Below are 24,360 nucleotides of genomic sequence, written 5' to 3'. Positions count from 1 at the left end.
GGCTTCCGACCGAAGACAGGCTCGACGCACAACGTCGAAAAGGCTCTACATCGGGCCTTATAGCCTGACAGCGACAATCGAAATGTAGTTTTACTACTAAAAATTGTATCCAGAGGGCTGTTTCTCAGACTGATCTGTAGTAAAACTACAAGTCGCCGGGTACACCCCCGGAGAACATCCAAGAATTAGCTGCGGTCGCCCACGAGGCCGGCCGCTCACCTATGGCATCCGATTCTGGAAGCCTTTCCGCCCTGGAGCAAGCCATGCAAGACCTCGATCCCGTCGAAACCCAGGAATGGCTGGACGCCCTGGAGTCCGTACTCGACCGCGAAGGTGAAGACCGCGCTCATTACCTGATGACCCGCATGGGCGAGCTGGCCAGCCGTAGCGGCACCCAACTGCCCTACGCGATCACCACGCCCTATCGCAACACCATTCCGGTAACCCACGAAGCACGCATGCCCGGCGACCTGTTCATGGAGCGCCGGATCCGCTCCCTGGTGCGCTGGAACGCCCTGGCGATGGTGATGCGGGCGAACAAGCACGACCCGGACCTGGGCGGCCACATCTCCACCTTCGCCTCCTCGGCGACCCTCTACGACATCGGCTTCAACTATTTCTTCCAGGCTCCCACCGACGAACACGGCGGCGACCTGGTGTTCTTCCAGGGCCACGCGTCCCCCGGCGTCTACGCCCGGGCCTTCCTCGAAGGCCGCATCAGCGAGGAACAACTGGAGAACTTCCGCCAGGAAGTGGACGGCAACGGCCTGTCCTCCTATCCGCACCCCTGGCTGATGCCAGACTTCTGGCAGTTCCCCACCGTATCCATGGGCCTTGGCCCGATCCAGGCGATCTACCAGGCACGCTTCATGAAGTACCTGGAAAGCCGCGGCTTCATCCCCGCCGGCAAGCAGAAGGTCTGGTGCTTCATGGGCGACGGCGAGTGCGACGAGCCGGAATCCCTCGGCGCGATCTCCCTGGCCGGCCGCGAGAAACTCGACAACCTGATCTTCGTCATCAACTGCAACCTGCAGCGCCTCGACGGCCCGGTCCGCGGCAACGCCAAGATCATCCAGGAACTGGAAGGCGTGTTCCGCGGCGCCGAGTGGAACGTCAACAAGGTCATCTGGGGTCGCTTCTGGGACCCGCTGTTCGCCAAGGACACCGCCGGCCTGCTGCAGCAGCGCATGGACGAGGTCATCGACGGCGAATACCAGAACTACAAGGCGAAAGACGGCGCCTACGTGCGCGAGCACTTCTTCGGCGCGCGTCCGGAACTGCTGGAAATGGTCAAGGACCTTTCCGACGAGGAAATCTGGAAGCTCAACCGCGGCGGCCACGACCCCTACAAGGTCTATGCGGCCTACCACCAGGCGGTCAACCACAAGGGCCAGCCGACCGTCATCCTGGCCAAGACCATCAAGGGCTACGGCACCGGCAGCGGCGAAGCGAAGAACATCGCGCACAACGTGAAGAAGGTCGACGTCGACAGCCTGCGCGCGTTCCGCGACAAGTTCGACATCCCGGTCAAGGACGCCGACCTGGAGAAGCTGCCGTTCTACAAGCCTGAAGAAGGCAGCGCCGAGGCCAAGTACCTGGCCGAGCGCCGCGCCGCGCTGGGCGGCTTCATGCCGGTGCGCCGGCAGAAGAGCATGAGCGTGCCGGTTCCGCCGCTGGAAACCCTGAAGGCCATGCTCGACGGCTCCGGCGATCGCGAGATCTCCACCACCATGGCCTTCGTGCGGATCATCTCGCAGCTGGTCAAGGACAAGGAACTCGGCCCGCGCATCGTCCCGATCGTCCCGGACGAGGCCCGTACCTTCGGCATGGAAGGCATGTTCCGCCAGCTCGGCATCTACTCCTCGGTCGGCCAGCTCTACGAGCCGGTGGACAAGGACCAGGTGATGTTCTACCGCGAGGACAAGAAGGGCCAGATCCTCGAGGAAGGCATCAACGAGGCCGGCGCCATGTCCAGCTGGATTGCCGCCGGTACCTCCTACAGCACCCACAACCAGCCGATGCTGCCGTTCTACATCTTCTATTCGATGTTCGGCTTCCAGCGCATCGGCGACCTGGCCTGGGCCGCCGGCGACAGCCGCGCGCACGGCTTCCTGATCGGCGGCACCGCCGGTCGCACCACGCTGAACGGCGAAGGCCTGCAGCACGAGGACGGCCACAGCCACCTGCTGGCCTCGACCATCCCGAACTGCCGCACCTACGATCCGACCTACGCCTACGAACTGGCGGTGATCATCCGCGAAGGCTCGCGGCAGATGATCGAAGAGCAGCAGGACATCTTCTACTACATCACCGTGATGAACGAGAACTACGTCCAGCCGGCCATGCCGAAGGGCGCAGAGGAAGGCATCATCAAGGGCATGTACCTCCTCGAGGAGGACAAGAAGGAAGCCGCTCACCACGTGCAACTGCTGGGCTCCGGCACCATCCTGCGCGAAGTCGAGGAAGCGGCCAAGCTGCTGCGCAACGACTTCGGCATCGGCGCCGACGTCTGGAGCGTGCCGAGCTTCAACGAGCTGCGTCGCGACGGCCTTGCCGTCGAGCGCTGGAACCGCCTGCATCCGGGCCAGAAGCCGAAGCAGAGCTACGTCGAGGAGTGCCTGGGCGGCCGTCGCGGCCCGGTGATCGCCTCCACCGACTACATGAAGCTCTACGCCGAGCAGATCCGCCAGTGGGTTCCCTCCAAGGAGTACAAGGTGCTCGGCACCGACGGCTTCGGCCGCAGCGACAGCCGCAAGAAGCTGCGCAACTTCTTCGAAGTGGATCGTCACTGGGTGGTGCTGGCCGCGCTCGAAGCGCTGGCCGATCGCGGCGATATCGAGCCGAAAGTGGTGGCCGAGGCCATCGCCAAGTACGGTATCGATCCGGAGAAGCGCAACCCGCTGGATTGCTAATTCGCTCCATACTCCCCTCGGCAGCGAGGGGTTTCGAGCACGCCGGCGCCGCCAACGGGCGGCGCCGGCTCACAACGAACCAAGGACCAAAAGTCTTTGTTTTGCGCGCCGCACAGCGGTGGTGGCACGTAAAAGGAGAGGAATGTGAGCGAACTCATTCGCGTACCCGACATCGGCAACGGTGAGGGTGAAGTCATCGAGCTGCTGGTCAAGCCCGGCGACAAGGTCGAGGCCGATCAGAGCCTGCTGACCCTGGAATCCGACAAGGCCAGCATGGAAATCCCCAGTCCCAAGGCCGGGGTAGTGAAAAGCATCAAGGCGAAGGTCGGCGACACCTTGAAAGAAGGTGACGAAATCCTCGAGCTGGAAGTGGAAGGCGGCGAACAGCCTGCCGAAGCCAAGGCCGAGGCAGCGCCCGCCCAACCGGAAGCGCCGAAAGCCGAAGCGCCTGCTCCCGCCCCGAGCGAGAGCAAGCCGGCCGCCCCCGCCGCGGCCAGCGTCCAGGACATCAAGGTCCCGGACATCGGCTCGGCCGGCAAGGCCAACGTCATCGAAGTGATGGTCAAGGCCGGCGACACGGTCGAGGCCGACCAGTCGCTGATCACCCTGGAATCCGACAAGGCCAGCATGGAGATTCCCTCGCCGGCCTCCGGGGTGGTGGAAAGCGTCTCGATCAAGGTCGGTGACGAAGTCGGCACCGGCGACCTGATCCTCAAGCTGAAGGTGGAAGGCGCCGCTCCGGCAGCCGAAGAGCAACCGGCAGCCGCTCCGGCCCAGGCCGCGGCGCCCGCCGCCGAGCAGAAGCCCGCCGCGGCGGCCCCTGCGCCAGCCAAGGCCGATACCCCGGCTCCGGTCGGCGCACCCAGCCGCGACGGCGCCAAGGTCCACGCCGGCCCGGCGGTGCGCATGCTGGCGCGCGAGTTCGGCGTCGAGCTGAGCGAAGTGAAAGCCAGCGGTCCCAAGGGTCGCATCCTCAAGGAAGACGTCCAGGTCTTCGTCAAGGAGCAACTGCAGCGCGCCAAGTCCGGCGGTGCCGGCGCCACCGGCGGAGCCGGCATCCCGCCGATCCCGGAAGTCGACTTCAGCAAGTTCGGCGAAGTGGAAGAAGTGGCGATGACCCGCCTGATGCAGGTCGGCGCCGCCAACCTGCATCGCAGCTGGCTGAACGTGCCGCACGTGACCCAGTTCGACCAGTCGGACATCACCGACATGGAAGCCTTCCGCGTTGCCCAGAAGGCCGCGGCGGAGAAGGCCGGGGTCAAGCTGACCGTACTGCCGATCCTGCTCAAGGCCTGCGCCCACCTGCTCAAGGAACTGCCGGACTTCAACAGTTCGCTGGCCCCCAGCGGCAAGGCGCTGATCCGCAAGAAGTACGTACACATCGGCTTCGCCGTGGACACTCCGGACGGCCTGCTGGTCCCGGTGATCCGCGATGTCGACCGGAAGAGCCTCCTGCAACTGGCCGCCGAGGCCGCCGACCTGGCCGACAAGGCCCGCAACAAGAAGCTCTCGGCCGATGCCATGCAGGGCGCCTGCTTCACCATCTCCAGTCTCGGCCACATCGGCGGCACCGGCTTCACGCCGATCGTCAACGCGCCGGAAGTGGCGATCCTCGGTGTGTCCAAGGCGACCATGCAGCCGGTATGGGACGGCAAGGCCTTCCAGCCGCGCCTGATGCTGCCGCTGTCGCTGTCCTACGACCATCGCGTGATCAACGGTGCCGCCGCGGCGCGCTTCACCAAGCGCCTGGGCGAGCTGCTGGCGGACATCCGCACCCTGCTCCTGTAATACCTGCGCCGCTCCCCACGGAGCGGCCAGCCCCTCTCGCGAGCATGCCACGCTCGTCTCTCGGCCCCACCGGATGGTGGGGCTTTTTTTGCCCGCCTGACGGCTCGGCGAAACTGCGTCCCGTCGTACCGCCAGCGAATGCCACAGGACCCGCAGGCGCGAGTTCGGCGCGCACGATGACAGGCGCTCGACGCCAACCCTCCCGGCGAAGCCAACCCTACGAAAAACAGGGCTTTTCCAGCGGCACCGCAGACCTCCGACCGTCCAGCGGTTTTTTCCCGGATACGCTTAACTTGGGCCCTGCCGGGCCGATACAGAGTTACTTGTCAGACCAATCGGCATAATGCACCCTTTGCCTGCACCCCATCGAAACGGGTCGAGGCCTCCCCCTCGCTCAGTACCTGGAATCAGCCTCGCATGAAAAGTCATCCCGATGCCGCCAGCCGTTCGGCGGCCGAGGTTGTCACGCAGCTACCCGTGCCGTCGCGGCTCGGGCTGCTGCGTTTCGAGCGGCTGAACGAGCCGAGCTGGGCACTGCTGTTCCTCGATCCTGCCTGCGAGCGCCAGCTCGGGCTGCCGGCGACTACCCTCTGCGCACTGCTCGATGCGCCTTACGCCAGCCTGATGGAACCCGAGGCCCGCCACCGCCTGCACGAGCAGATCCAGCAGCAACTGGTGAAGCGCCCGCACTACCAGGTGAGCTACAAGCTGCACACACCCAACGGCGTGCTGACCATGCTGGAGTTCGGCGAAGCCTTCCAGCAGCATGGCCGCCAGTTGCTGCACGGCTACCTGATGGTCGAGGAGCGAGCGGAGAGCGCCGAGCGCAGCGAACAGTTGCTCGACCTGGAATCGCAGAACCTGCGCCTGAAGGCGTCCCTGGACCTCTACCAGCGCTCCCAGGACGACCACCTGCAACACCTGCTGCGCTCGCGCACCCAGCAGAACCTGATCGTCCGCCTGGCCCGCCATCGCTACCTGTCCAGCGACCCGCTGCTGGAGGCTGCGCAACTGATCACCCAGGCCGCCTGCGAAGCCTACGGCACCGCGCGAGCCGGCATCTGGCGGCTGCTCGACGACCAGCGCCTGGAAGCGGTGACCGTCTACCGCCGCGACCTCGACCAGTACGAGAAGCCCCAGAGCATCGACGCCAGCCGCTACCCCGCCTACCTCGAGGCGGTACACAGCGGGCGCGCCATCGACGCCCACAACGCCCAGCGCGACCCACGCACCCAGGAACTCTACAAGGACTACCTGAAGCCGCTGGGCGTCAACGCCCTGCTCGACGCCACCATCCGCATCGGCGGCGAGGTGGTCGGCGTGCTGTGCCTGGAACACGCCGGCGAGAACCGCATGTGGCAGAGCGACGAGATCGCCTTCGCCGGGGAACTCGCCGACCAGTACGCGCAGGTCCTGATGAACCACGAGCGACGCAATGTCTCCAGCGCCCTGCACCTGTTCCAGCGCGCGGTGGAACAGAGCGCCAGCGCCTTCCTGCTGATCGACCGCGACGGCGTGGTGGAATACGTCAATCCGAGCTTCACCTCGATCACCCAGTACAGCGCCGACGAAGTGCGTAACCGACGCCTGTCCGAGCTACCGGCGCTGGAGAACCTCAGCGAGCTGCTGTTCGACGCGCGTTCCGCGCTGACCCAGCAGAACAGCTGGCAGGGCGAGTTCCGCAGCCGCCGCAAGAACCACGAGCCTTACTGGGGCCAGTTGTCGCTGTCGAAGGTCTACGACGATCTCGGCGAGCTGACCCACTACATCGGCATCTACGAAGACATCACGCAGAACAAGCTGGCCCAGCAGCACATCGAGAAACTCGCCTACCGCGACAACCTCACCGGCCTGGCCAACCGGCACTATTTCATCGGCGCCCTCGAGGAACGCCTGGAAAGCAGCGGCGACCGCCCGCTCAGCCTGCTGCTGGTGGACATCGACAACTTCAAGCGGATCAATGACAGCCTCGGCCACCAGACCGGCGACAAGCTGCTGGTCAGCCTGGCCCGGCGCTTGCGCAGTTGCCTCGGCGACGGCGCCACCCTGGCGCGCTTCGCCAGCAACGAGTTCGCCGTGCTGCTCGACGACACCGCGGTGGAAAAGGGCGAAAGCATTGCCGCGCAGGTCCTGCACATGCTCGACAAGCCGCTGTTCGTCGACAACCAGTTGATCAACATCACCGGCTCCATCGGCCTGGCCAGCGCCCCGCAGCACGGCTGCGACCCGCAGACCCTGATGAAGTACGCCGGCCTGGCGCTGCACAAGGCCAAGGCCAACGGCAAGCACCAGGTCCAGGTGTTCACCGAGGCGCTGACCGCCGAGGCCAGCTACAAGCTGTTCGTCGAGAGCAACCTGCGCCGCGCCCTGGCGCAGAACGAACTGGCGGTGCACTACCAGCCCAAGCTGTGCCTGCGCAGCGGCCAGTTGCTCGGCCTGGAAGCCCTGCTGCGCTGGCAGCATCCGGAAAAAGGCATGATCCGCCCGGACCGCTTCATCAGCGTGGCCGAGGAAACCGGGCTGATCGTGCCGATCGGCAAGTGGGTGATCCGCGAAGCCTGTCGCCAGGCCCGCGAGCTGGCCGAGGCCGGGCTGGGCGAGCTGCAGATCGCCATCAACCTGTCGCCCAAGCAGTTCACCGACCCGGACCTGGTCGGCTCGATCGCGGCGATCCTCCACGAAGAGAACATTCCGGCCAGCCAACTGGAACTGGAGCTCACCGAAAGCCTGCTGCTGGACGCCACCGACGATACCCGCCAGCAACTCGAACGCCTGAAGAGCCTCGGCCTGACCCTGGCGATGGACGACTTCGGCACCGGCTACTCGTCACTGAGCTACCTGAAGAAATTCCCCATCGACGTGATCAAGATCGACCGCAGCTTCATCAAGGACATTCCGGACAGCCAGGACGACATGGAAATCACCTCGGCGGTGATCGCCATGGCCCACAACCTCAAGCTCAAGGTAGTCGCCGAAGGCGTGGAGAGCGCCGAGCAACTGGCCTTCCTCCGGCGCAACCGCTGCGACATCGGCCAGGGCTACCTGTTCGACCGGCCGATCCCCAGCGACCTGCTCAATACCAGTCTGCTGCGCTATCCCTGCCGCACCCTGCACTGATCGCCCAGGCCTCCCCCGCCGGCGCGGAAAGGCTGTACTCTCTGTGCTCATCCGCGAGTCATTCGCCTACCCCCTGAGCAGGAGACGAGAGCCATGGTTCTGCGTTCTGAAATCCTCACCAAGAAAAGCGAGCTGCCCACGCCGGACCAGGCCCTGCCGGGTCGCGAAAGCGCCATGCCGGTGCCCGAAGCGCACTTCGTCAACGGCCGCCCGCTGACCGCGCCGTTCCCCGCCGGCCTGCAACAGGTGCTGTTCGGCATGGGCTGCTTCTGGGGCGCCGAGCGTCGCCTCTGGCAGCAACCGGGTGTCTGGGTGACCGCGGTGGGTTATGCCGGCGGCTACACGCCGAACCCGACCTACGACGAAGTCTGCTCCGGCCTGACCGGCCACAGCGAGGTCGTGCTGGTGGTCTACAACCCGCAGGAGACCAGCTTCGAACAGCTGCTCAAGGTATTCTGGGAAGCCCACGACCCGACCCAGGGCATGCGCCAGGGCGGCGACATCGGCACCCAGTACCGCTCGGTGATCTACACCTTCGACGCGGCCCAGAAGGCCGCGGCCTTGGCCAGCCGGGAGAACTTCCAGGCCGAACTGGCGAAAGCCGGCTACGACCGCATCACCACCGAGATCGCCGACGTCCCGCCCTTCTACTACGCCGAGGCCTACCACCAGCAGTACCTGGCGAAGAACCCCAACGGCTACTGCGGCCTGGGCGGCACCGGGGTGTGCCTGCCGGCCTGACGACTATTCCGCCACCAGCCAGTCGAGACGCCAGCCGCCCTGGCTCTGGGCCATGACCTCGGCCAGCCAGGGCAGCAGGTCGCGCAGTTCGTCTTCCAGCGGCCACGGCGGATTGACGATGGCCAGCCCGGAGCCGTTGAAACGCTCGGCGTCGTCGATCGGATGCACGTGCAGCTCGGCACGCAGCAGCTTCGGCGCGACGCTACGTTCCAGGGCCTGGTAGAAACGCTTGAGCTGGCGCTCGTCCTTGATCGGATACCAGATCACCACCACCGTCTGGCGCATCCGCCCGATCGCCTCGTCGAGCGCAGCGACACAACGCTGCAATTCGTCGGCCTGCTCGAACGGGGGATCGATCAGCAGCACCGCGCGCTTTTCCGGCGCCGGCAGGAACGCCCGCGGCAGCAGCCAACCGTCGCCCTGGTGCACGGCGACCCGCCGTTCGCCAGCCATGTTGGCCTTGAGCAGGCGGCCGTCCTCGGGATGCAATTCGTTGAGCAGCACGCGGTCCTGGGCGCGGGTCAGGCGCCGCGCCAGTTCCGGCGAGCCCGGGTAGTAGCGCAGGGAGCCGTCCGGATTCAGGTGACGGATCACGTCCAGGTAATCGTCCAGTTGCTCGGGCAGGCCTTCGCGCTCCCACAGGCGGGCGATGCCCTGCTCCCACTCGCCGGTGCGGCTGGCCTCGTCACCCTGCAGGTCGTAGAGGCCGACCCCGGAATGGCTGTCCAGGTAGGCGTACGGCGTGTCCTTGCGCCCCAGCAGGGCGAAGATCCGCGCCAGCACCAGGTGCTTGAAGACATCGGCATGGTTGCCGGCGTGGTAAGCGTGACGATAGTTCATGATGACTGCTCCTTGGACAGCGCCAGGCAGCGCTGCTAGCCGGACCGCCCGGCCCCGGCGGATTCGCGCCGACCCCGCGTCGGCACAGGCCCTCGCCCATGGGCGAGGGGCGCGGATTCTACCAGCCTCCCGAGGCTTCGGCAGCGGTCTCGCCGTCGCAGGTTTGGCCCTTGTATCACGCATATCGATGTTGGTTGGCGACCTTCATTCACCAGCCTAGACTCGCTGGCACCCTGGCACCGCCTGCGACGGTCGATGCCTTCGCCGCGCCGCCCCACGATCCCCTTTCGCCGAGGTCGTCATGTCCGAAACCCTGCTCAGTTCCCGCAACCTGGCGTTCGAGCTGTACGAAGTCCTCGATGCCGAAGCCCTGACCCAGCGCCCGCGCTTCGCCGAACATAGCCGCGAAACCTTCGATGCCGCCCTCGGCACCGCGCGGAGCCTGGCGGAAAAGCTGTTCGCCCCGCACAACCGCAAGGGCGACGAACACGAGCCGCTCTATGAGAATGGCTCAGCCACGCTGATTCCGGAAGTGAAGCCGGCAGTGGATGCCTTCCTCGACGCCGGCTTCCTCAACGCCACCCGCAGCTTCGAGCAAGGCGGCATGCAGTTGCCGACCCTGCTGTCGCAGGCCTGCTTCGCCCACTTCCAGGCGGCCAACGTCGGTAGCTCGGCCTATCCGTTCCTGACCATGGGTGCCGCCAACCTGATCGAGAGCTTCGGCAGCGAGGAGCAGAAGCAGCGCTTCCTGCAACCGATGATCGAGGGCCGCTTCTTCGGCACCATGGCCCTCACCGAACCGCACGCCGGCTCCTCCCTCTCCGACATCCGCACCCGCGCCGAACCGGCCGCCGACGGCAGCTATCGGATCAAGGGCAACAAGATCTTCATCTCCGGCGGCGACCACCCGCTCTCCGAGAACATCGTGCATATGGTCCTGGCCAAGCTGCCGGATGCACCGCCGGGGGTGAAAGGCATCTCGCTGTTCATCGTGCCGAAGTTCCTGGTCAACGCCGACGGCAGCCTCGGGCCGCGCAACGACGTGATCCTCGCCGGCCTGTTCCACAAGATGGGTTATCGCGGCACCACCTCCACCGCGCTGAACTTCGGCGACAACGGCGCCTGCGTCGGCTACCTGGTGGGCAAGCCGCACCACGGCCTGGCCTACATGTTCCAGATGATGAACGAGGCGCGCATCGGCGTCGGCATGGGCGCGGTGATGCTTGGCTATGCCGGTTACCTCTATTCGCTGGAGTACGCCCGCGAACGCCCGCAGGGCCGCCTGCCGGACGGCAAGGACCCGAGCGCGCCACAGGTGGCGATCATCCGCCACGCCGACGTGCGGCGCATGCTGCTGACCCAGAAGGCCTATGTCGAAGGCGCCTTCGACCTGGGCCTGTACGCCGCGCGCCTGTTCGACGACAGCCAGACCCTGGAAGACGACGAACAGCGCCGCCAGGCCCACGACCTGCTCGACCTGCTGACCCCGATCGTCAAGTCCTGGCCCTCGGAGTTCTGCCTGAAGGCCAACGAGCTGGCGATCCAGATCCTCGGCGGCCACGGCTACACCCGCGAATACCCGGTGGAACAGTACTACCGCGACAATCGCCTGAACCCGATCCACGAAGGCACCCACGGCATCCAGTCCCTCGACCTGCTGGGACGCAAGGTCGGGCAGAACAATGGCGCCGGCCTGCGCCAGCTGACCCGCCTGATCCAGGACGCCTGCCGGCGCGCCGAAGCCCACCCATCCCTGGTCGCCCTGCGCCAGCCGCTGGAACGGCTGGTGGCGCGGCTGTCCGAGGTGACCCTGGCACTGCTCGGCGACCTGATGCAGGGCCAGGTCAACCAGGGCCTGGCCAACTCGGCGCTGTACCTGAAAGTGTTCGGCCATGCGGTGATCGGCTGGCGCTGGCTGGAGCAGGCGATCCGCGCCGAGGAAGGGCTGGCTCGCGGCGACTGCGCCGACGCCGACTTCTATCGCGGCAAGTTGCAGGCCGCACGCTACTTCCTGACCTGGGAAGTGCCTGGCTGCCACCACGAACTGGCGCTGCTGGAGGCCCGCGACGACGTGTGTTCGAGCATGCAGGAAGAATGGTTCTGATCCTGCCTGCCCTTTCCCGCCCCGGTCACGTCCGGGGCTTTTTTATGTCCGGGCATGGACGCCGGGTTGCCGTTGCCTGGCGGCCACGCCGGCGAGTCCGCGCGCACTCGCCCGGACAACGCGAAAGCCTTGGAATTCCTTCGAAAAAAACCGCAGCCGCCCCTTTACAGTCCGCCAAATCCGCAGGTTAGAATCACTTGGCATGCGGCCTGCATCCTGTCTACGTAATTCCCCTACGTAAAACCGACCCGTAGCGTCGCCTTCCCCCTGTCCCGCCGCGAGGAGGCCGACCTTGGACGCCGTCACCGTCAATAATTTCTTCCTGATCGGGGCGGTGCTGGTCGGCATGAGCATCCTCGTCAGCTCGCTGTCCTCCCGCCTGGGCATCCCGATCCTGGTGATCTTCCTCGCCGTCGGCATGATCGCCGGCAACGACGGGGTCGGCGGCATCGTCTTCGACAACTATCCGATGGCCTACCTGGTGGGCAACCTGGCGCTCGCCGTGATCCTCCTCGACGGCGGCCTGCGCACCCGCGTCTCCAGCTTCCGCGTGGCGCTCTGGCCGGCATTGTCGCTGGCCACCCTGGGCGTGCTGGTGACCACCGGCCTGACCGGCATCGCGGCAGCCTGGCTGTTCGACCTGCACTGGATGGAAGGCCTGCTGATCGGCGCCATCGTCGGCTCCACCGATGCCGCCGCGGTGTTCTCCCTGCTCGGCGGCAAAGGTCTCAACGAGCGGGTCACCGCGACCCTGGAAATCGAATCGGGCAGCAACGACCCAATGGCGGTGTTCCTCACCGTGACCCTGATCGAGATGCTCGCCAGCGGCCAGACCGGCCTCAGCTGGGGCTTCGCCCTGCACCTGGTGCAGCAGTTCGGTCTCGGCGCCCTGCTCGGTCTTGGCGGCGGCTGGTTGCTGCTGCAACTGATCAACCGCATGCACCTGGCCGGCGGCCTCTACCCGTTGCTGGTGATCAGCGGTGGCCTGCTGGTGTTCGCCCTGGCCAACGCCGTCGGCGGCAGCGGCATCCTCGCCATCTACCTGTGCGGCCTGCTCCTCGGCAACCGCCCGATCCGCAGCCGCCACGGCATCCTGCACATGCTCGACGGCATGGCCTGGCTGGCGCAGATCGGCATGTTCCTGGTCCTCGGCCTGCTGGTCACACCCCACGACCTGTGGCCGATCGCCCTGCCGGCACTGGCCCTGGCGCTGTGGATGATCCTGGTGGCACGACCGCTGTCGGTACTGATCGGACTGATCCCGTTCCGCGCCTTCCACGACCGCGAGAAAGCCTTCATCGCCTGGGTCGGCCTGCGCGGCGCGGTGCCGATCATCCTCGCGGTGTTCCCGCTGATGGCCGGCCTGCCGAACGCCCAGCTGTTCTTCAACGTGGCCTTCTTCATCGTCCTGGTCTCACTGCTGGTGCAGGGCACCAGCCTGCCCTGGGCGGCCAGGCTGCTGCGGGTGGTGGTGCCGCCGGACCCGGCACCGATATCCCGCGCCGGCCTGGAGATCCACCCGACCAGCGAGTGGGAGCTGTTCGTCTACCACCTGAACAAGGAAAAGTGGTGCATCGGCGCCGCCCTGCGCGAGCTGAAGATGCCCGGCGGGACCCGGATCGCCGCGCTGTTCCGCGGCACCGAACTGCTCCACCCGTCGGGCAGCACCATCCTCGAGGCCGACGACATTCTCTGCGTGATCGGCCACGAACACGACCTGCCGGCCCTCGGCAAGCTGTTCAGCCAGGCGCCCGACCGGGGCCTCGGCGCGCGCTTCTTCGGCGACTTCGTGCTGGAAGGCGATGCCCAGCTGTCGGCGGTGGCCTCGCTCTACGGCCTGAAGCTCGACGGCATCGACGGCGAGCAAGCGCTGGGCCGCTTCATCGCCCACGAGATCGGCGGCGAAGCGGTGATCGGCGACCAGGTGGAGTGGAACGGCCTGACCTGGACCGTGGCCGCCCTGGAAGGCAACCGTATCCGCAAGGTCGGCGTGAAGTTTCCGGAAGGCCGCCCAGGGCCCGGACTTTTCCTCTGATTTCCTGTCGAATTCCCGTTCCGAGGCGCCTTGCGGCGCCTCGGAGCCACCACTAACCTGCATTCACCCTTCTTCGAGTCTCTTCTCGACCATGCCTGCCCTCCGCTCCCTGATCGCTATTCTTTTCCTCGGCCTCTGCCTTGCCAGTCCGCCGCTCCTCGCCCAGTCCGAGCCGCCCTCGGCCGAGACCGTCCAGCAAAGCCTCGACAAGCTGGCCGAGCGCAAGCTCGCCGAAGCCGACCAGAAGGTCGCCAAGGCCAGCCTCGAACAGACCCTCAAGTTCCTCGCCGCGCGCGACGAAGCGCTGCAGAGCCTGGAGGACCTGAAAAAGCGCCTGAGCGACGCGCCCCGGCAGATCGAGGAAAACCAGCGCGAACTGGAGCGCCTGAAGAAGACCAAAGAACGTCCGGTCAGCGAACGCTACAGCGGCGAGAGCGCGGCCCGCCTGGAAATGCTGCTCAACGACCGCACCACCCAGCAGGCCGAGTGGCAGAAGGCCCTGGGCGAGGCCAACAGCCTGTCGATCACCGCCGAGACCCGTCCGGAACGAGCCCAGGCCGGCATCAGCAGCATGCAGGCACGGATCCTGGAAATCGGCTCGCTGCTCAAGGCCGGCAAGGAAAGCAGCAAGACGATCAACGCCGACCGTCGCGGTGAGCTGCTCGCCGAGCAGGCCGCATTGACCGTGCAGAGCCAGCTGTTGCGCCAGGAGCTGGCCGGCAACAACCTGCTGCAGGACCTCGGCAAGAGCCAGCACGATCTGCTCACCGAGAAGATCTCGCGCCTGGAAAAGGAAACCCTCGACCTGCAGGCGCTGATCAGCGAGAAGCGCCGCGAGCAGTCGGAAAAGACCGTCGCCGAGCTGTCCAAGGAAGGCGCCCAGGGGGCCGGCACCGACAGCCTGCTGAGCCAGGAGAACGCCAAGAACCTGCGTCTCTCCGACTACCTCCTGCGTGCCACCGACCGCCTCAACGTGCTCACCCGGCGCAACCTCGAGACCAAGCAGCAACTGGACAACCTGACCCAGTCCAACCAGGCCCTCGAGGAACAGATCAACGTCCTGCGCGGCAGCCTGCTGCTGTCGCGCATCCTCTACAAGCAGAAACAGGCGCTGCCCAAGATCAAGGCCGACCAGAGCCTGGCCGACGAGATCGCCGACCTGCGCCTCGGCCAGTTCGAACTGAACCAGGAACGCGACAAGCTGGCGACCCCGCAGCAATACCTGGACGACCTGCTCGCCCAGCAGCCCAGCGAGCAGGTCACGCCGGAACTGCGCAAGGATCTCGACACCCTGTTGGCAACCCGTTCCGAGTTGCTCGAACGGCTCAACCACGAACTCAACGCGCTGCTCAACGAAGCGATCACCTTGCAGTTGAACCAGAAACAGTTGCTTTCCACCAGCGAGAGCCTGCGCACCACCCTCGACGAGCAGATGTTCTGGATTCCCAGCAACCAGCCGCTCGACCTGTCCTGGTTCAAGATGACCCCGACCCTGCTGAAGAACCAGCTCACCGAGATCCCCTGGGGCTCCGGGGTGCGTGAACTGGGCGAAGGCCTGGTCGATCGGCCGCTGCTGTTCCTGCCGCTGTTCCTGCTGATCGCCGCGCTGCTGTGGAAACGCCGCTACCTGTACGACAAGCTGGCGGAGCTGAACGACGACATCGGCCACTTCAAGCGCGACAGCCAGCTGCATACCCCGCTGGCGATCCTGATCACCATCCTCCTCGCCCTGCCCGGCACCCTGACCTTCGCCGTCGCCGGGCTGGCCCTGCTGCTGGACGCCCGCGGCCAGAACGCCACCCTTGGCAGCGCCCTGCTGGAAATGGCCCAGGTCTGGCTGCTGTTCTACACCGCCCATCGCATCCTCACCCCGGGCGGCATCGCCGAGCGGCATTTCCACTGGAGCCGCGAACAGGTCGGCTTCCTCGACCGGCACCTGGTCCGCCTCGGCGTTGTGGTCCTGGCGCTGGTCGGCGTGGTGACGGTGGCCGAGCACCAGCCGGCGAGTCTGGCCGACGACGTGATCGGCATCGCCGTGGTCCTGCTCGGCTACGCGGCCATGGCCTGGCTGCTCAGCCGCCTGCTGTTCAGCAGCCCCGGCGACGAACGTCCGTCGCTGATCAAGATGATCGTCGGCATCCTCTTCACCGCGCTGCCGCTGGTGCTCTTCGTCGCGGTCTGCTTCGGCTACTACTACACCTCGCTGAAGCTCACCGACCGTCTCATCGATACCCTTTACCTGCTGCTGCTCTGGTTCGTCATCGAAGCCGCCTTCGTCCGCGGCCTGGGCGTGGCGGCCCGGCGCCTGGCCTACGCCCGGGCCCTGGCGAAACGGCAGAACGCGGCGAAGGAAGGCGTCGACGGCGAGACCAACGTCGAGGAGCCGACCCTCGGCATCGAGCAGATCAACCAGCAATCGCTGCGGCTGATCCGCCTGGCCCTGCTGATCGGCTTCATCGTCTGCCTGTACTGGGTCTGGGCCGACCTGATCAGCGTGATCTCCTACCTCGACAACGTCACCCTGTACCAGTACACCGCCGGCACCGGCGAAGCGGCCACCAGCGTGCCGATCAGCCTGCGCGACTTCCTCGCGGCGCTGGCCATCGCGGTGGTCACCGTGGCCTTGGCGCGCAACCTGCCCGGCCTGCTGGAAGTCCTGGTACTGCAGCGCCTGACCCTGGCCCAGGGCAGCGCCTACGCCACCACCACCCTGCTTTCCTACGCCATCAGCGGCATCGGCATCGTCAGCGCCCTGTCTACCCTCGGGGTCAGCTGGGACAAGCTGCAATGGCTGGTGGCGGCGCTCTCGGTAGGCCTCGGTTTCGGCCTGCAGGCGATCTTCTCCAACTTCGTCTCCGGCCTGATCATCCTCTTCGAGCGTCCGGTACGAATCGGCGACGTGGTGACCATCGGCAACCTGTCCGGCACGGTCAGCCGGATCCGCATCCGCGCCACCACCATCACCGATTTCGACCGCAAGGAGATCATCGTCCCGAACCAGACCTTCATCACCGGGCAACTGGTGAACTGGTCGCTGAGCGATACCGTGACCCGGGTCACCATCAAGATCGGCCTGGCCTACGAGACCGACCTGCCGCTGGCGCGCAAGCTGATGATGCAGGCGGTCAAGGAAAACCCGCGGGTACTGCGCGACCCGGAGCCGCTGCTGTACTTCCTGACCATCAGCGCCAGTACCTTCGACTACGAGCTGCGCTTCCACGTCCGCGAACTGGGCGACCGCAATCCCTCTACCGACGAGATCCTGACGAAGATCGCCACCAGCTTCCGCGAACACAAGATCGACATGGCTTTCAACCAGGTCGATGTGTTCGTCAAGAACCTCCAGGGCCAGCAGGTCCAGCTGTTCGTCGGCGAGCCGCAGCACAGCGGCGTCGGCAATCCGCCCGCGCTCAAGGGCCAGGACGGTCCCGCCGAACCGACCCGCTGAACCTCCGGGCCTGGACGCCCTCCGGCAATTCCCAGCACAATGCTCGGGAATTGCCGGAGGCCTCTCTTGAAATCACTCGACGACCTCGACTTCGACAACCGCTTCGCCCGCCTGGGCGACGCCTTCTCCACCGAAGTCCTGCCCGACCCCATCGCCGAGCCGCGCCTGGTGGTAGCCAGCCCCGCCGCCCTGGCGCTGCTCGACCTGCCAGCGGAAACCAGCGACGAAGCGCTGTTCGCCGAACTGTTCGGCGGGCACAAGCTGTGGTCGGAAGCCGAGCCGCGGGCGATGGTGTATTCCGGCCACCAATTCGGCTCCTATAACCCGCGCCTGGGCGACGGCCGCGGCCTGCTGCTCGGCGAGGTGATCAACCAGGCCGGCGAGCACTGGGACCTGCACCTCAAGGGCGCCGGCCAGACCCCCTACTCGCGGATGGGCGACGGGCGCGCCGTGCTGCGCTCGTCGATCCGCGAGTTCCTCGCCTCCGAAGCCCTTCCGGCACTGGGCATTCCCAGCAGCCGGGCGCTCTGCGTGATCGGTTCGAGCACGCCGGTCTGGCGCGAGAAGAAGGAAAGCGCGGCGACGCTGCTGCGCCTGGCGCCCAGCCACGTGCGCTTCGGTCACTTCGAATACTTCTACTACACCCGCCAGCACGACCAGTTGAAACAGTTGGCGGCGTTCGTTCTGGAACACCACTTCGCCGACTGCAACGCAGCCGAGCGGCCATACGCGGCGATGTTCCGCCAGGTCGTCGAGCGCAACGCCGAACTCATCGCCCGCTGGCAGGCCTATGGCTTCTGCCACGGGGTGATGAACACCGACAACATGTCGATCCTCGGCATTACCTTCGACTACGGGCCCTACGCCTTCCTCGACGATTTCGACGCCAATCACATCTGCAACCACTCCGACGACGCCGGCCGCTACTCCTTCAGCAACCAGGTACCGATCGCCCATTGGAACCTGGCCGCCCTGGCCCAGGCGCTGACGCCACTGGTGGAAGTGGACGAACTGCGCGCCAGCCTCGACCTGTTCCTGCCCCTCTACCAGGCCCACTACCTCGACCTGATGCGCCGGCGCCTGGGCCTGGGCGTCGCCGCGGAGAACGACCAGGCCCTGGTCCAGGAACTGTTGCAGCGCATGCAGGGCAGCGCGGTGGATTACTCGCTGTTCTTCCGCCGACTCGGCGAAGAAACTCCGGAGCGGGCGCTGGCCAGCCTGCGCGACGACTTCGTCGACCGCGAGGCCTTCGACCGCTGGGCCGAGGCCTACCGCCGGCGCGTCGAGGAAGAAGGCGGAGACCAGGAGTCGCGGCGCCGGCGCATGCACGCGGTCAATCCGCTCTATGTGCTGCGCAACTACCTGGCACAGCAGGCCATCGAAGCGGCCGAGCAGGGCGACTACACGGAAGTCCGCTTGCTGCACCAGGTGCTGAGTCGCCCGTTCGAGGAACAGCCGGGCATGGAGCGCTTCACCCGGCGCCCGCCGGACTGGGGGCGGCACCTGGAAATCAGTTGCTCCTCCTGACGGGATGCCCTGACAGAACGGCGGCCGATAATGCCGAAATGGAATAAATACCTTCGGAAAACTTCTTAGACGCACTAAGAAAAGCCGATTATCTTCGCCGCCACACTTATTCCAGCCTGTTCTACCACCTCCTGTCAGGCGCCTTGCCGCATGAAGATACGCGACCTCGATCTCAGCCAGAGTTCGATCAACACCGAACACCAGGCGCTAGGTCTGCCTCCTGTCGAAGATTTCGTCACCCATCCGGACGACCACCCGGTACTGCGCGCCGCCATGTGGGCGGCGGTGCTGATCCTGGTCGGCCTGCTCGCCTTCCTGGCCTGGCGCCTGTTCTTCGACAACGGCGGCAGCAACGGCTTCGAGATCATCGAGCAGGCCCTGACCAGCCGGGGTTTCTGGAGCGCGGTGGCGGTGGGCTTCTTCGCCCAGGTGATCGACGGTGCGCTGGGCATGGCCTATGGCATCACCGCGACTACCTTCCTGCTCAGCGCTGGTGCCACGCCGGCCGCTGCCAGCGCCAGCGTGCACATCGCCGAAGTGTTCACCACCGGCTTTTCCGGGATTTCCCACGTCAAGCTCGGCAACGTCAACAAGTCACTCTTCCTCCGCCTGCTGCTGCCGGGAATGATCGGCGCGGTGCTCGGCGCCGTGCTGATCACCCGCTTCGACGGCCACCAGCTCAAGCCCTTCATCTCCGCCTACCTGCTGCTGATGGGCCTGTACATCCTGAGCAAGGCCTACCGCCACGTGATCAAGCGCCGGGCACCGCGCCACGTGGCCAAGCTGGCACTCTTCGGCGGCTTCGTCGATGCTGCCGGCGGCGGCGGCTGGGGCCCGGTGGTCACCAGCAGCCTGATCGGCTCGGGTAGCGACCCGCGCACCACCATCGGCTCGGTGAACTTCGCCGAGTTCTTCCTGACCATCGCCAGCGCCACCTCCTTCATCCTCCTCGCTGGCCAGCCGGACACCTGGAAGATGGTCGCCGGGCTGGTCTTCGGCGGCCTGTTCGCCGCACCGTTCGCCGCCCTGCTGTGCAAGAAGCTTTCGCCGCGCACCCTGCTGGTCATCGTCGGCACCCTGATCACCCTGATCAGCGCCTACAACATCTACATCGGCCTGCGCTGACAGGCATAAGCGGCGAACACAACAGTCTAACCAGGCACGCTTTTCCTTGCCCGGGCGCATTGACCCGCCCGGCGCGCTTTCCCATGCTGCGTCCTTCCAATCTGCCCGAAGGAACGCTGCATGAAACTGGAAACCCTGGCCGTCCACGCCGGCTACAGCCCTGACCCGACCACCCGCGCGGTGGCGGTGCCGATCTACCAGACCACCTCCTACGCTTTCGACGACACCCAGCATGGCGCCGACCTGTTCGACCTGAAGGTACCGGGCAACATCTACACACGGATCATGAACCCCACCAACGACGTACTGGAACAGCGCGTCGCGGCGCTGGAAGGCGGGGTCGGGGCGCTGGCGGTGGCCTCGGGGATGGCGGCCATCACCTACGCGATCCAGACCGTCGCCGAGGCCGGCGACAACATCGTCTCGGTGGCCAAGCTCTACGGCGGCACCTACAACCTGCTGGCCCACACCCTGCCACGCATCGGCATCCAGGCGCGCTTCGCCGCCCACGACGACATCGCCGCCCTGGAAGCGCTGATCGACAAGCGGACCAAGGCCGTGTTCTGCGAAACCATCGGCAACCCGGCGGGCAACATCATCGACCTGCAGGCACTGGCCGACGCCGCTCACCGCCACGGCGTGCCGCTGATCGTCGACAACACGGTAGCCACCCCGGTGCTCTGCCGGCCGTTCGAGCACGGCGCCGACATCGTCGTGCACTCGCTGACCAAGTACATGGGCGGCCACGGCACCAGCATCGGCGGGATCGTGGTCGACTCCGGCAGATTCGACTGGGCGGCGAACAAGTCGCGCTTCCCGCTGCTGAACACGCCCGATCCGTCCTACCACGGCGTCACCTACACCGAGGCCTTCGGACCCGCCGCCTTCATCGGCCGCTGCCGGGTAGTACCGCTGCGCAACATGGGCGCGGCGCTCTCGCCGTTCAACGCCTTCCTCATCCTCCAAGGCCTGGAGACCCTGGCGCTGCGCATGGAGCGCCACTGCGACAACGCCCTCGCCGTAGCCCGCTACCTGCAACAACATCCGCAGGTGGCCTGGGTGAAATACGCCGGCCTCGCCGACAACCCCGAGCACGCCCTGGCCCGGCGCTACCTGGGGGGCCGCCCGGCGGCGATCCTGTCCTTCGGCATCCAGGGCGGCAGCGCCGCCGGCGCGCGCTTCATCGACGCCTTGAAGCTGGTGGTGCGGCTGGTCAACATCGGCGACGCCAAGTCCCTGGCCTGCCACCCGGCGAGCACCACCCACCGCCAGTTGAACGCGGAGGAACTGGCCCGCGCCGGAGTCTCCGACGACATGGTGCGGCTGTCGATCGGCATCGAGCACATCGACGACATCCTCGCCGACCTCGACCAGGCCCTGGCCGCCGCCGCACGCTGAGCGGATCGGTCAGTCCGGGCGAGCGTTTCGGTCCTTGCCCGGCCTGGCCGGCCGGCTAGTCTGGCTGGGATCCCCGACATGGAGAGCGCCATGCCACTGCCCACCGAACTCGCCAGGCACCTGACCGAAGAAAAGATCGCCTTCGTCCAGCGCAGCGGACTCAGGGCGGAAGTCCTCGAACCCGGCTACGTGCGCCTGCGCATGCCGGGCGCCGGCAACGAGAACCACATCGGCAGCATGTACGCCGGGGCGCTCTTCACCCTCGCCGAAATTCCCGGTGGCGCGCTGTTCCTGACCAGCTTCGACAGCGCCCGCTTCTATCCCATCGTCAAGGAGATGACCTTGCGCTTCCGCCGCCCGGCCAAGGGCGACATACGCGTCGAGGCACGCCTGGATGCCGAGCGCATCCGCCAACTGGAAACCGAGGCTGGAGAGCGCGGCAAGGCCGAATACAGCCTCGAACTGCAACTCACCGACGAGCAGGGGGAGGTGGTGGCGGAAAGCACCGCGTTGTACCAGCTACGCAGCCACGCGCGGCCCTGACTGGCAGATTTCGCAGGGCACGGCGAAGGTTTTTTCTGCCATGGATCAAGGTCCGTAGCGAGCTGCGGCGCGACAGTGGAGAAGCCAGCGTAGCCATCCCACGGAGTCCGCCATGATCCGCCACCTCCTGGTCGCCCACGACCTCACCCCGGAAGCCGACGTCGCCCTCGCCCGCGCCGCCCAACTGGCCCGCCAGCACGATGCGCGGGTCAGCCTGCTGCACGTGTACGACCCGGGGCTATCGGCGTCGGCGGTGAAGACCGTCAGCGCCATGCTGCAGCTCAAGCGCAAGGAGGCCGGCCTCGACGAGGACAGCGCCATCCACCTGTTCAGGGGCCAGCCGATCGACGGCATCCTGCAGCAGACCCGGGCGCTCGAACCGGACCTGCTGCTGATGGGCGCACACCACCAGAAGACCTTCGAACGCTTCGGCAACACCACCCTCGACCAGGTGGTGCGGCGCAGCCGGGTGCCGGTGCTGCTCGCCGTGCGCGAGGCGGACGAACCCTACCGCCAGGCGCTCAGCGCCCTGGACTTTTCCCAGTGCGCCTGTACCGCGCTGCGCCAGGCCTACCGCCTGCTGCCGGTGGAAGCCGACCTGCACGCCCTGCACGTGTTCGAGTCCCCCGACGACGGCGTGCTCGGCCTGCCCAGGCAGAATGCCGCGCACCTGGCCACCCAGGCCGGGCTGATCGAACAATTGCTGAGCGACGAGCAGGAGCGCCTGCCGGGCGTCGGGCCGCAGCTGAGCCACGAAGTGGTTCCCGGCGTGCTGCCGTACAGCCTGGACGCCGCGTTGAAGCAGCGCCAGCCGGAGCTGCTCGCCCTCGGCCGGCACAGCCGCAACGCGCTGATGCAGGCGCTGCTCGGCAACCTGGCGCAACGTTACCTGCGCCAGCCGAGCTGCGACGTCCTGGTTACCTCGTAGAAGCGCTGCCGCAGAGGCTGCTCAGCTTTCGAGCAGCCCGTGCAACTCGACGAACTGCTGGGTCAACTTGTGCCGCGGTTCGAGGAAGATCAGCGGGGTACAAGCCTGGTGCGACTCGCGCATCTTCACCGAACTCATCAGGTACACCGGCAGCACCGGCAGTTCCTCCGCCACCAGCTCGTCGAGCAGTTGCTGCGGCAGGCTGGCGCGCGGCTGGAACTGGTTGACCACGATGCCCTCGACCTGCAGGTCTTCGTTGTGGTCGTCACGCAGTTCCTCGATCTCCTGGAGAAGGCCATACAGCGCCTGGCGGGAGAAGCTGTCGCAATCGAAGGGAATCAGGCAGCGATCGGCAGCGATCAGCGCAGATACCGTGTAGAAATTCAGTGCCGGCGGGGTATCCAGGTAGATCCGGTCGTAGTCTTCGTCCAGTTCGTCCAGCAGTTTGCGCAGCTTGTTGATCTTGTGCTTCGACTCCAGCTTCGGCTGCAGGTCGGCCAGTTCGGGGCTGGAGGTGACGATGTGCAGGTTGTCGAACGGCGTCTCGTAGATCTCGACCCTGCCCTTCTTGCTGAAGGGCCCGGAAGACAAGGTCTGCTTGAAGAAGTCGGCGATCCCCACCGGCAGGTCCTCGCCGGTCAGTCCGGTCAGGTAGTGCGTGGAGTTGGCCTGGGCGTCCAGGTCCACCAGCAGGGTGCGATAGCCCTCCGCCGCGCTGACCGCCGCCAGGTTGCAGGCGATGCTGGACTTGCCTACCCCGCCTTTCTGATTGAACACCACGCGCCGCATGGGAAATCTCCGTGAGCCGAGCCTGATCCCGGATGATAGGCAAAGCCGCGGGCAAGCGCGAGCGCCGTCTCGGTCCTGACGTAGAGCGGTTCAGCGTCGGCGCAGGCTGGCCGCCTCACGGGTCACCAGGTCGATGAAGGACAGCGCCAGCGGCGAGCCCTCGTTCTGCCGACGGACCAGCCATACCGCAGTCGTCGCCTCGGGATCGCTCAGGGTGCGGTAGACCACGCCGTCGACCCGGGTGCGGCGGAACGACGCCGGCAGGATCGACACCCCCAGTCCAGCCGAGACCAGGCCGATGATGGTCATCGCCTCGCTGGCCTCCTGGGCGATGCGCGGGCTGAAGCCGGCCTGTCGGGTCAGGGCGATGACCTGGTCGTAGAGCCCGGTGCCGTAGCTGCGCGGGAAGAACACGAAGGGCTCCTCGGCCAGGGCGGCGATGGCCAGGCCATCCTCGCTGCCGGCCGCCAGCGGATGGTCGGCCCGCAGCACCGCCACCAGCGGTTCGCGGAACAACTCCACCCAATGCACCGCATCCGGCAGCGCCAGCGGGCGGATCACGCCCACCTGCAGGCTTTCCTCGAGCAGCGCCTTGAGTACCTGGCGGCTGCTCATTTCCTGCAGGTCGAGGTGTACGTCCGGATAGGCCTTGCGGAAGGCATGGATGCTGCTGGGTATGGTCGAGGTGAAGGGTGCCGAGGAAGTGAAACCGATCTTCAGCTCGCCCAGTTCCCCCAGGTGGGCCCGACGCGCCAGCAGCACCGCCTTGTCTACCTGGGCCAGCACCTGGCGGGACTCGTCGAGGAACAGCCGGCCGGCGTCGGTGAGTTCGACGCGGCGGTTGGTGCGCTCGAACAGGCGCGCACCGATTTCCTCCTCCAGCGCCTGGATCTGCTGGCTCAACGGCGGCTGGGAGATCCCCAGACGCTCGGCGGCGCGGCCGAAGTGCAGCTCCTCGGCGACGGCGATGAAATAGCGCAGGTGCCTGAGTTCCAAGCGGCCCCTCCTATTAGGTCTTTTTACATATCAATCGTGTCGATCAATATATTGGAAATCATATAAACC

The 24,360-nt window shown here is 66.2% G+C and carries 15 protein-coding genes; 12 read left to right on the top strand and 3 right to left on the bottom strand.

What is annotated here, in order from left to right; translation table 11 throughout:
* Window positions 1-263 precede the first annotated feature (263 nt).
* The 4 genes from aceE to msrA all read left to right on the top strand — a co-directional run bounded on the left by aceE (window position 264) and on the right by msrA (window position 8,558).
* Window positions 264-2,912 (top strand): pyruvate dehydrogenase (acetyl-transferring), homodimeric type, encoded by a 2,649-nt coding sequence (gene aceE / locus FHW81_RS09855; protein WP_003114556.1) that lies wholly within the window; start codon window positions 264-266, stop codon window positions 2,910-2,912.
* A 144-nt stretch (window positions 2,913-3,056) separates the two neighbouring features.
* Window positions 3,057-4,700 carry a dihydrolipoyllysine-residue acetyltransferase gene (gene aceF, locus FHW81_RS09850; protein ID WP_003115359.1) on the top strand — a complete coding sequence of 548 codons (1,644 nt, stop codon included), beginning with the start codon at window positions 3,057-3,059 and terminating at the stop codon, window positions 4,698-4,700.
* Between the two features lie 417 nt (window positions 4,701-5,117).
* Window positions 5,118-7,817 carry a phosphodiesterase DipA gene (gene dipA, locus FHW81_RS09845; protein WP_003106476.1) on the top strand — a complete coding sequence of 900 codons (2,700 nt, stop codon included), beginning with the start codon at window positions 5,118-5,120 and terminating at the stop codon, window positions 7,815-7,817.
* A 93-nt stretch (window positions 7,818-7,910) separates the two neighbouring features.
* A complete protein-coding gene (msrA, locus tag FHW81_RS09840; RefSeq protein WP_019726979.1) occupies window positions 7,911-8,558 on the top strand; it encodes a peptide-methionine (S)-S-oxide reductase MsrA in 648 nt (215 codons plus the stop codon).
* Between the two features lie 3 nt (window positions 8,559-8,561).
* Here the strand turns inward: msrA and FHW81_RS09835 are convergent, their stop codons facing one another.
* A complete protein-coding gene (locus FHW81_RS09835; protein WP_003095790.1) occupies window positions 8,562-9,398 on the bottom strand; it encodes a 23S rRNA (adenine(2030)-N(6))-methyltransferase RlmJ in 837 nt (278 codons plus the stop codon).
* Window positions 9,399-9,699: 301 nt separating this feature from the next.
* Here FHW81_RS09835 and FHW81_RS09830 point away from each other — a divergent pair, with 301 nt between their 5' ends.
* From FHW81_RS09830 to FHW81_RS09795, 8 genes are all read left to right on the top strand, one after another.
* Window positions 9,700-11,502 carry an acyl-CoA dehydrogenase gene (locus FHW81_RS09830; RefSeq protein WP_003114561.1) on the top strand — a complete coding sequence of 601 codons (1,803 nt, stop codon included), beginning with the start codon at window positions 9,700-9,702 and terminating at the stop codon, window positions 11,500-11,502.
* Window positions 11,503-11,794: 292 nt separating this feature from the next.
* Complete coding sequence (locus FHW81_RS09825; RefSeq protein WP_003114562.1) at window positions 11,795-13,537, top strand: potassium/proton antiporter; 1,743 nt, start codon at window positions 11,795-11,797, stop codon at window positions 13,535-13,537.
* Window positions 13,538-13,628: 91 nt separating this feature from the next.
* Window positions 13,629-16,985 (top strand): mechanosensitive channel MscK, encoded by a 3,357-nt coding sequence (gene mscK / locus FHW81_RS09820; RefSeq protein ID WP_023089697.1) that lies wholly within the window; start codon window positions 13,629-13,631, stop codon window positions 16,983-16,985.
* Between the two features lie 66 nt (window positions 16,986-17,051).
* Window positions 17,052-18,512 (top strand): protein adenylyltransferase SelO, encoded by a 1,461-nt coding sequence (gene selO, locus FHW81_RS09815; RefSeq protein WP_003116144.1) that lies wholly within the window; start codon window positions 17,052-17,054, stop codon window positions 18,510-18,512.
* Between the two features lie 150 nt (window positions 18,513-18,662).
* On the top strand, window positions 18,663-19,637 hold the full coding sequence (locus FHW81_RS09810) for a sulfite exporter TauE/SafE family protein (protein WP_003095804.1): 975 nt from the start codon (window positions 18,663-18,665) through the stop codon (window positions 19,635-19,637).
* A 120-nt stretch (window positions 19,638-19,757) separates the two neighbouring features.
* The gene (locus FHW81_RS09805; RefSeq protein ID WP_003457518.1) at window positions 19,758-21,035 is read left to right on the top strand and encodes a bifunctional O-acetylhomoserine aminocarboxypropyltransferase/cysteine synthase; all 1,278 of its coding nucleotides are present in this window, start codon (window positions 19,758-19,760) and stop codon (window positions 21,033-21,035) included.
* A gap of 90 nt (window positions 21,036-21,125) precedes the next feature.
* Complete coding sequence (locus FHW81_RS09800; protein WP_003116142.1) at window positions 21,126-21,578, top strand: YiiD C-terminal domain-containing protein; 453 nt, start codon at window positions 21,126-21,128, stop codon at window positions 21,576-21,578.
* Window positions 21,579-21,690: 112 nt separating this feature from the next.
* Window positions 21,691-22,506 carry a universal stress protein gene (locus tag FHW81_RS09795; RefSeq protein ID WP_003095811.1) on the top strand — a complete coding sequence of 272 codons (816 nt, stop codon included), beginning with the start codon at window positions 21,691-21,693 and terminating at the stop codon, window positions 22,504-22,506.
* 21 nt (window positions 22,507-22,527) lie between these two features.
* Here the strand turns inward: FHW81_RS09795 and FHW81_RS09790 are convergent, their stop codons facing one another.
* Window positions 22,528-23,295: a ParA family protein gene (locus FHW81_RS09790; protein ID WP_003103688.1), complete on the bottom strand. Its 768-nt coding sequence runs from the start codon at window positions 23,293-23,295 to the stop codon at window positions 22,528-22,530.
* A gap of 90 nt (window positions 23,296-23,385) precedes the next feature.
* A complete protein-coding gene (locus FHW81_RS09785; protein ID WP_003095817.1) occupies window positions 23,386-24,291 on the bottom strand; it encodes a LysR family transcriptional regulator in 906 nt (301 codons plus the stop codon).
* Between the last annotated feature and the right edge of the window lie 69 nt (window positions 24,292-24,360).

It is taken from the genome of Pseudomonas sp. RC10-4-2, from assembly GCF_050433085.1.
GTDB classification, from domain to species: domain Bacteria; phylum Pseudomonadota; class Gammaproteobacteria; order Pseudomonadales; family Pseudomonadaceae; genus Pseudomonas; species Pseudomonas aeruginosa.
The sequence above is the reverse complement of the archived record's forward strand: the minus strand, read 5'-3'. Positions and strand labels throughout refer to the sequence as shown.

Bases quoted from the DNA above. Each gene is read 5' to 3' on its own strand.
- aceE (WP_003114556.1), top strand. From the start codon at position 264: ATGCAAGACCTCGATCCCGTCGAAACCCAGGAATGGCTGGACGCCCTG.
- dipA (WP_003106476.1), top strand. From the start codon at position 5,118: ATGAAAAGTCATCCCGATGCCGCCAGCCGTTCGGCGGCCGAGGTTGTC.
- msrA (WP_019726979.1), top strand. From the start codon at position 7,911: ATGGTTCTGCGTTCTGAAATCCTCACCAAGAAAAGCGAGCTGCCCACG.
- FHW81_RS09835 (WP_003095790.1), bottom strand. From the start codon at position 9,398: ATGAACTATCGTCACGCTTACCACGCCGGCAACCATGCCGATGTCTTC.
- FHW81_RS09830 (WP_003114561.1), top strand. From the start codon at position 9,700: ATGTCCGAAACCCTGCTCAGTTCCCGCAACCTGGCGTTCGAGCTGTAC.
- mscK (WP_023089697.1), top strand. From the start codon at position 13,629: ATGCCTGCCCTCCGCTCCCTGATCGCTATTCTTTTCCTCGGCCTCTGC.
- FHW81_RS09810 (WP_003095804.1), top strand. From the start codon at position 18,663: ATGAAGATACGCGACCTCGATCTCAGCCAGAGTTCGATCAACACCGAA.
- FHW81_RS09805 (WP_003457518.1), top strand. From the start codon at position 19,758: ATGAAACTGGAAACCCTGGCCGTCCACGCCGGCTACAGCCCTGACCCG.
- FHW81_RS09800 (WP_003116142.1), top strand. From the start codon at position 21,126: ATGCCACTGCCCACCGAACTCGCCAGGCACCTGACCGAAGAAAAGATC.
- FHW81_RS09795 (WP_003095811.1), top strand. From the start codon at position 21,691: ATGATCCGCCACCTCCTGGTCGCCCACGACCTCACCCCGGAAGCCGAC.
- FHW81_RS09790 (WP_003103688.1), bottom strand. From the start codon at position 23,295: ATGCGGCGCGTGGTGTTCAATCAGAAAGGCGGGGTAGGCAAGTCCAGC.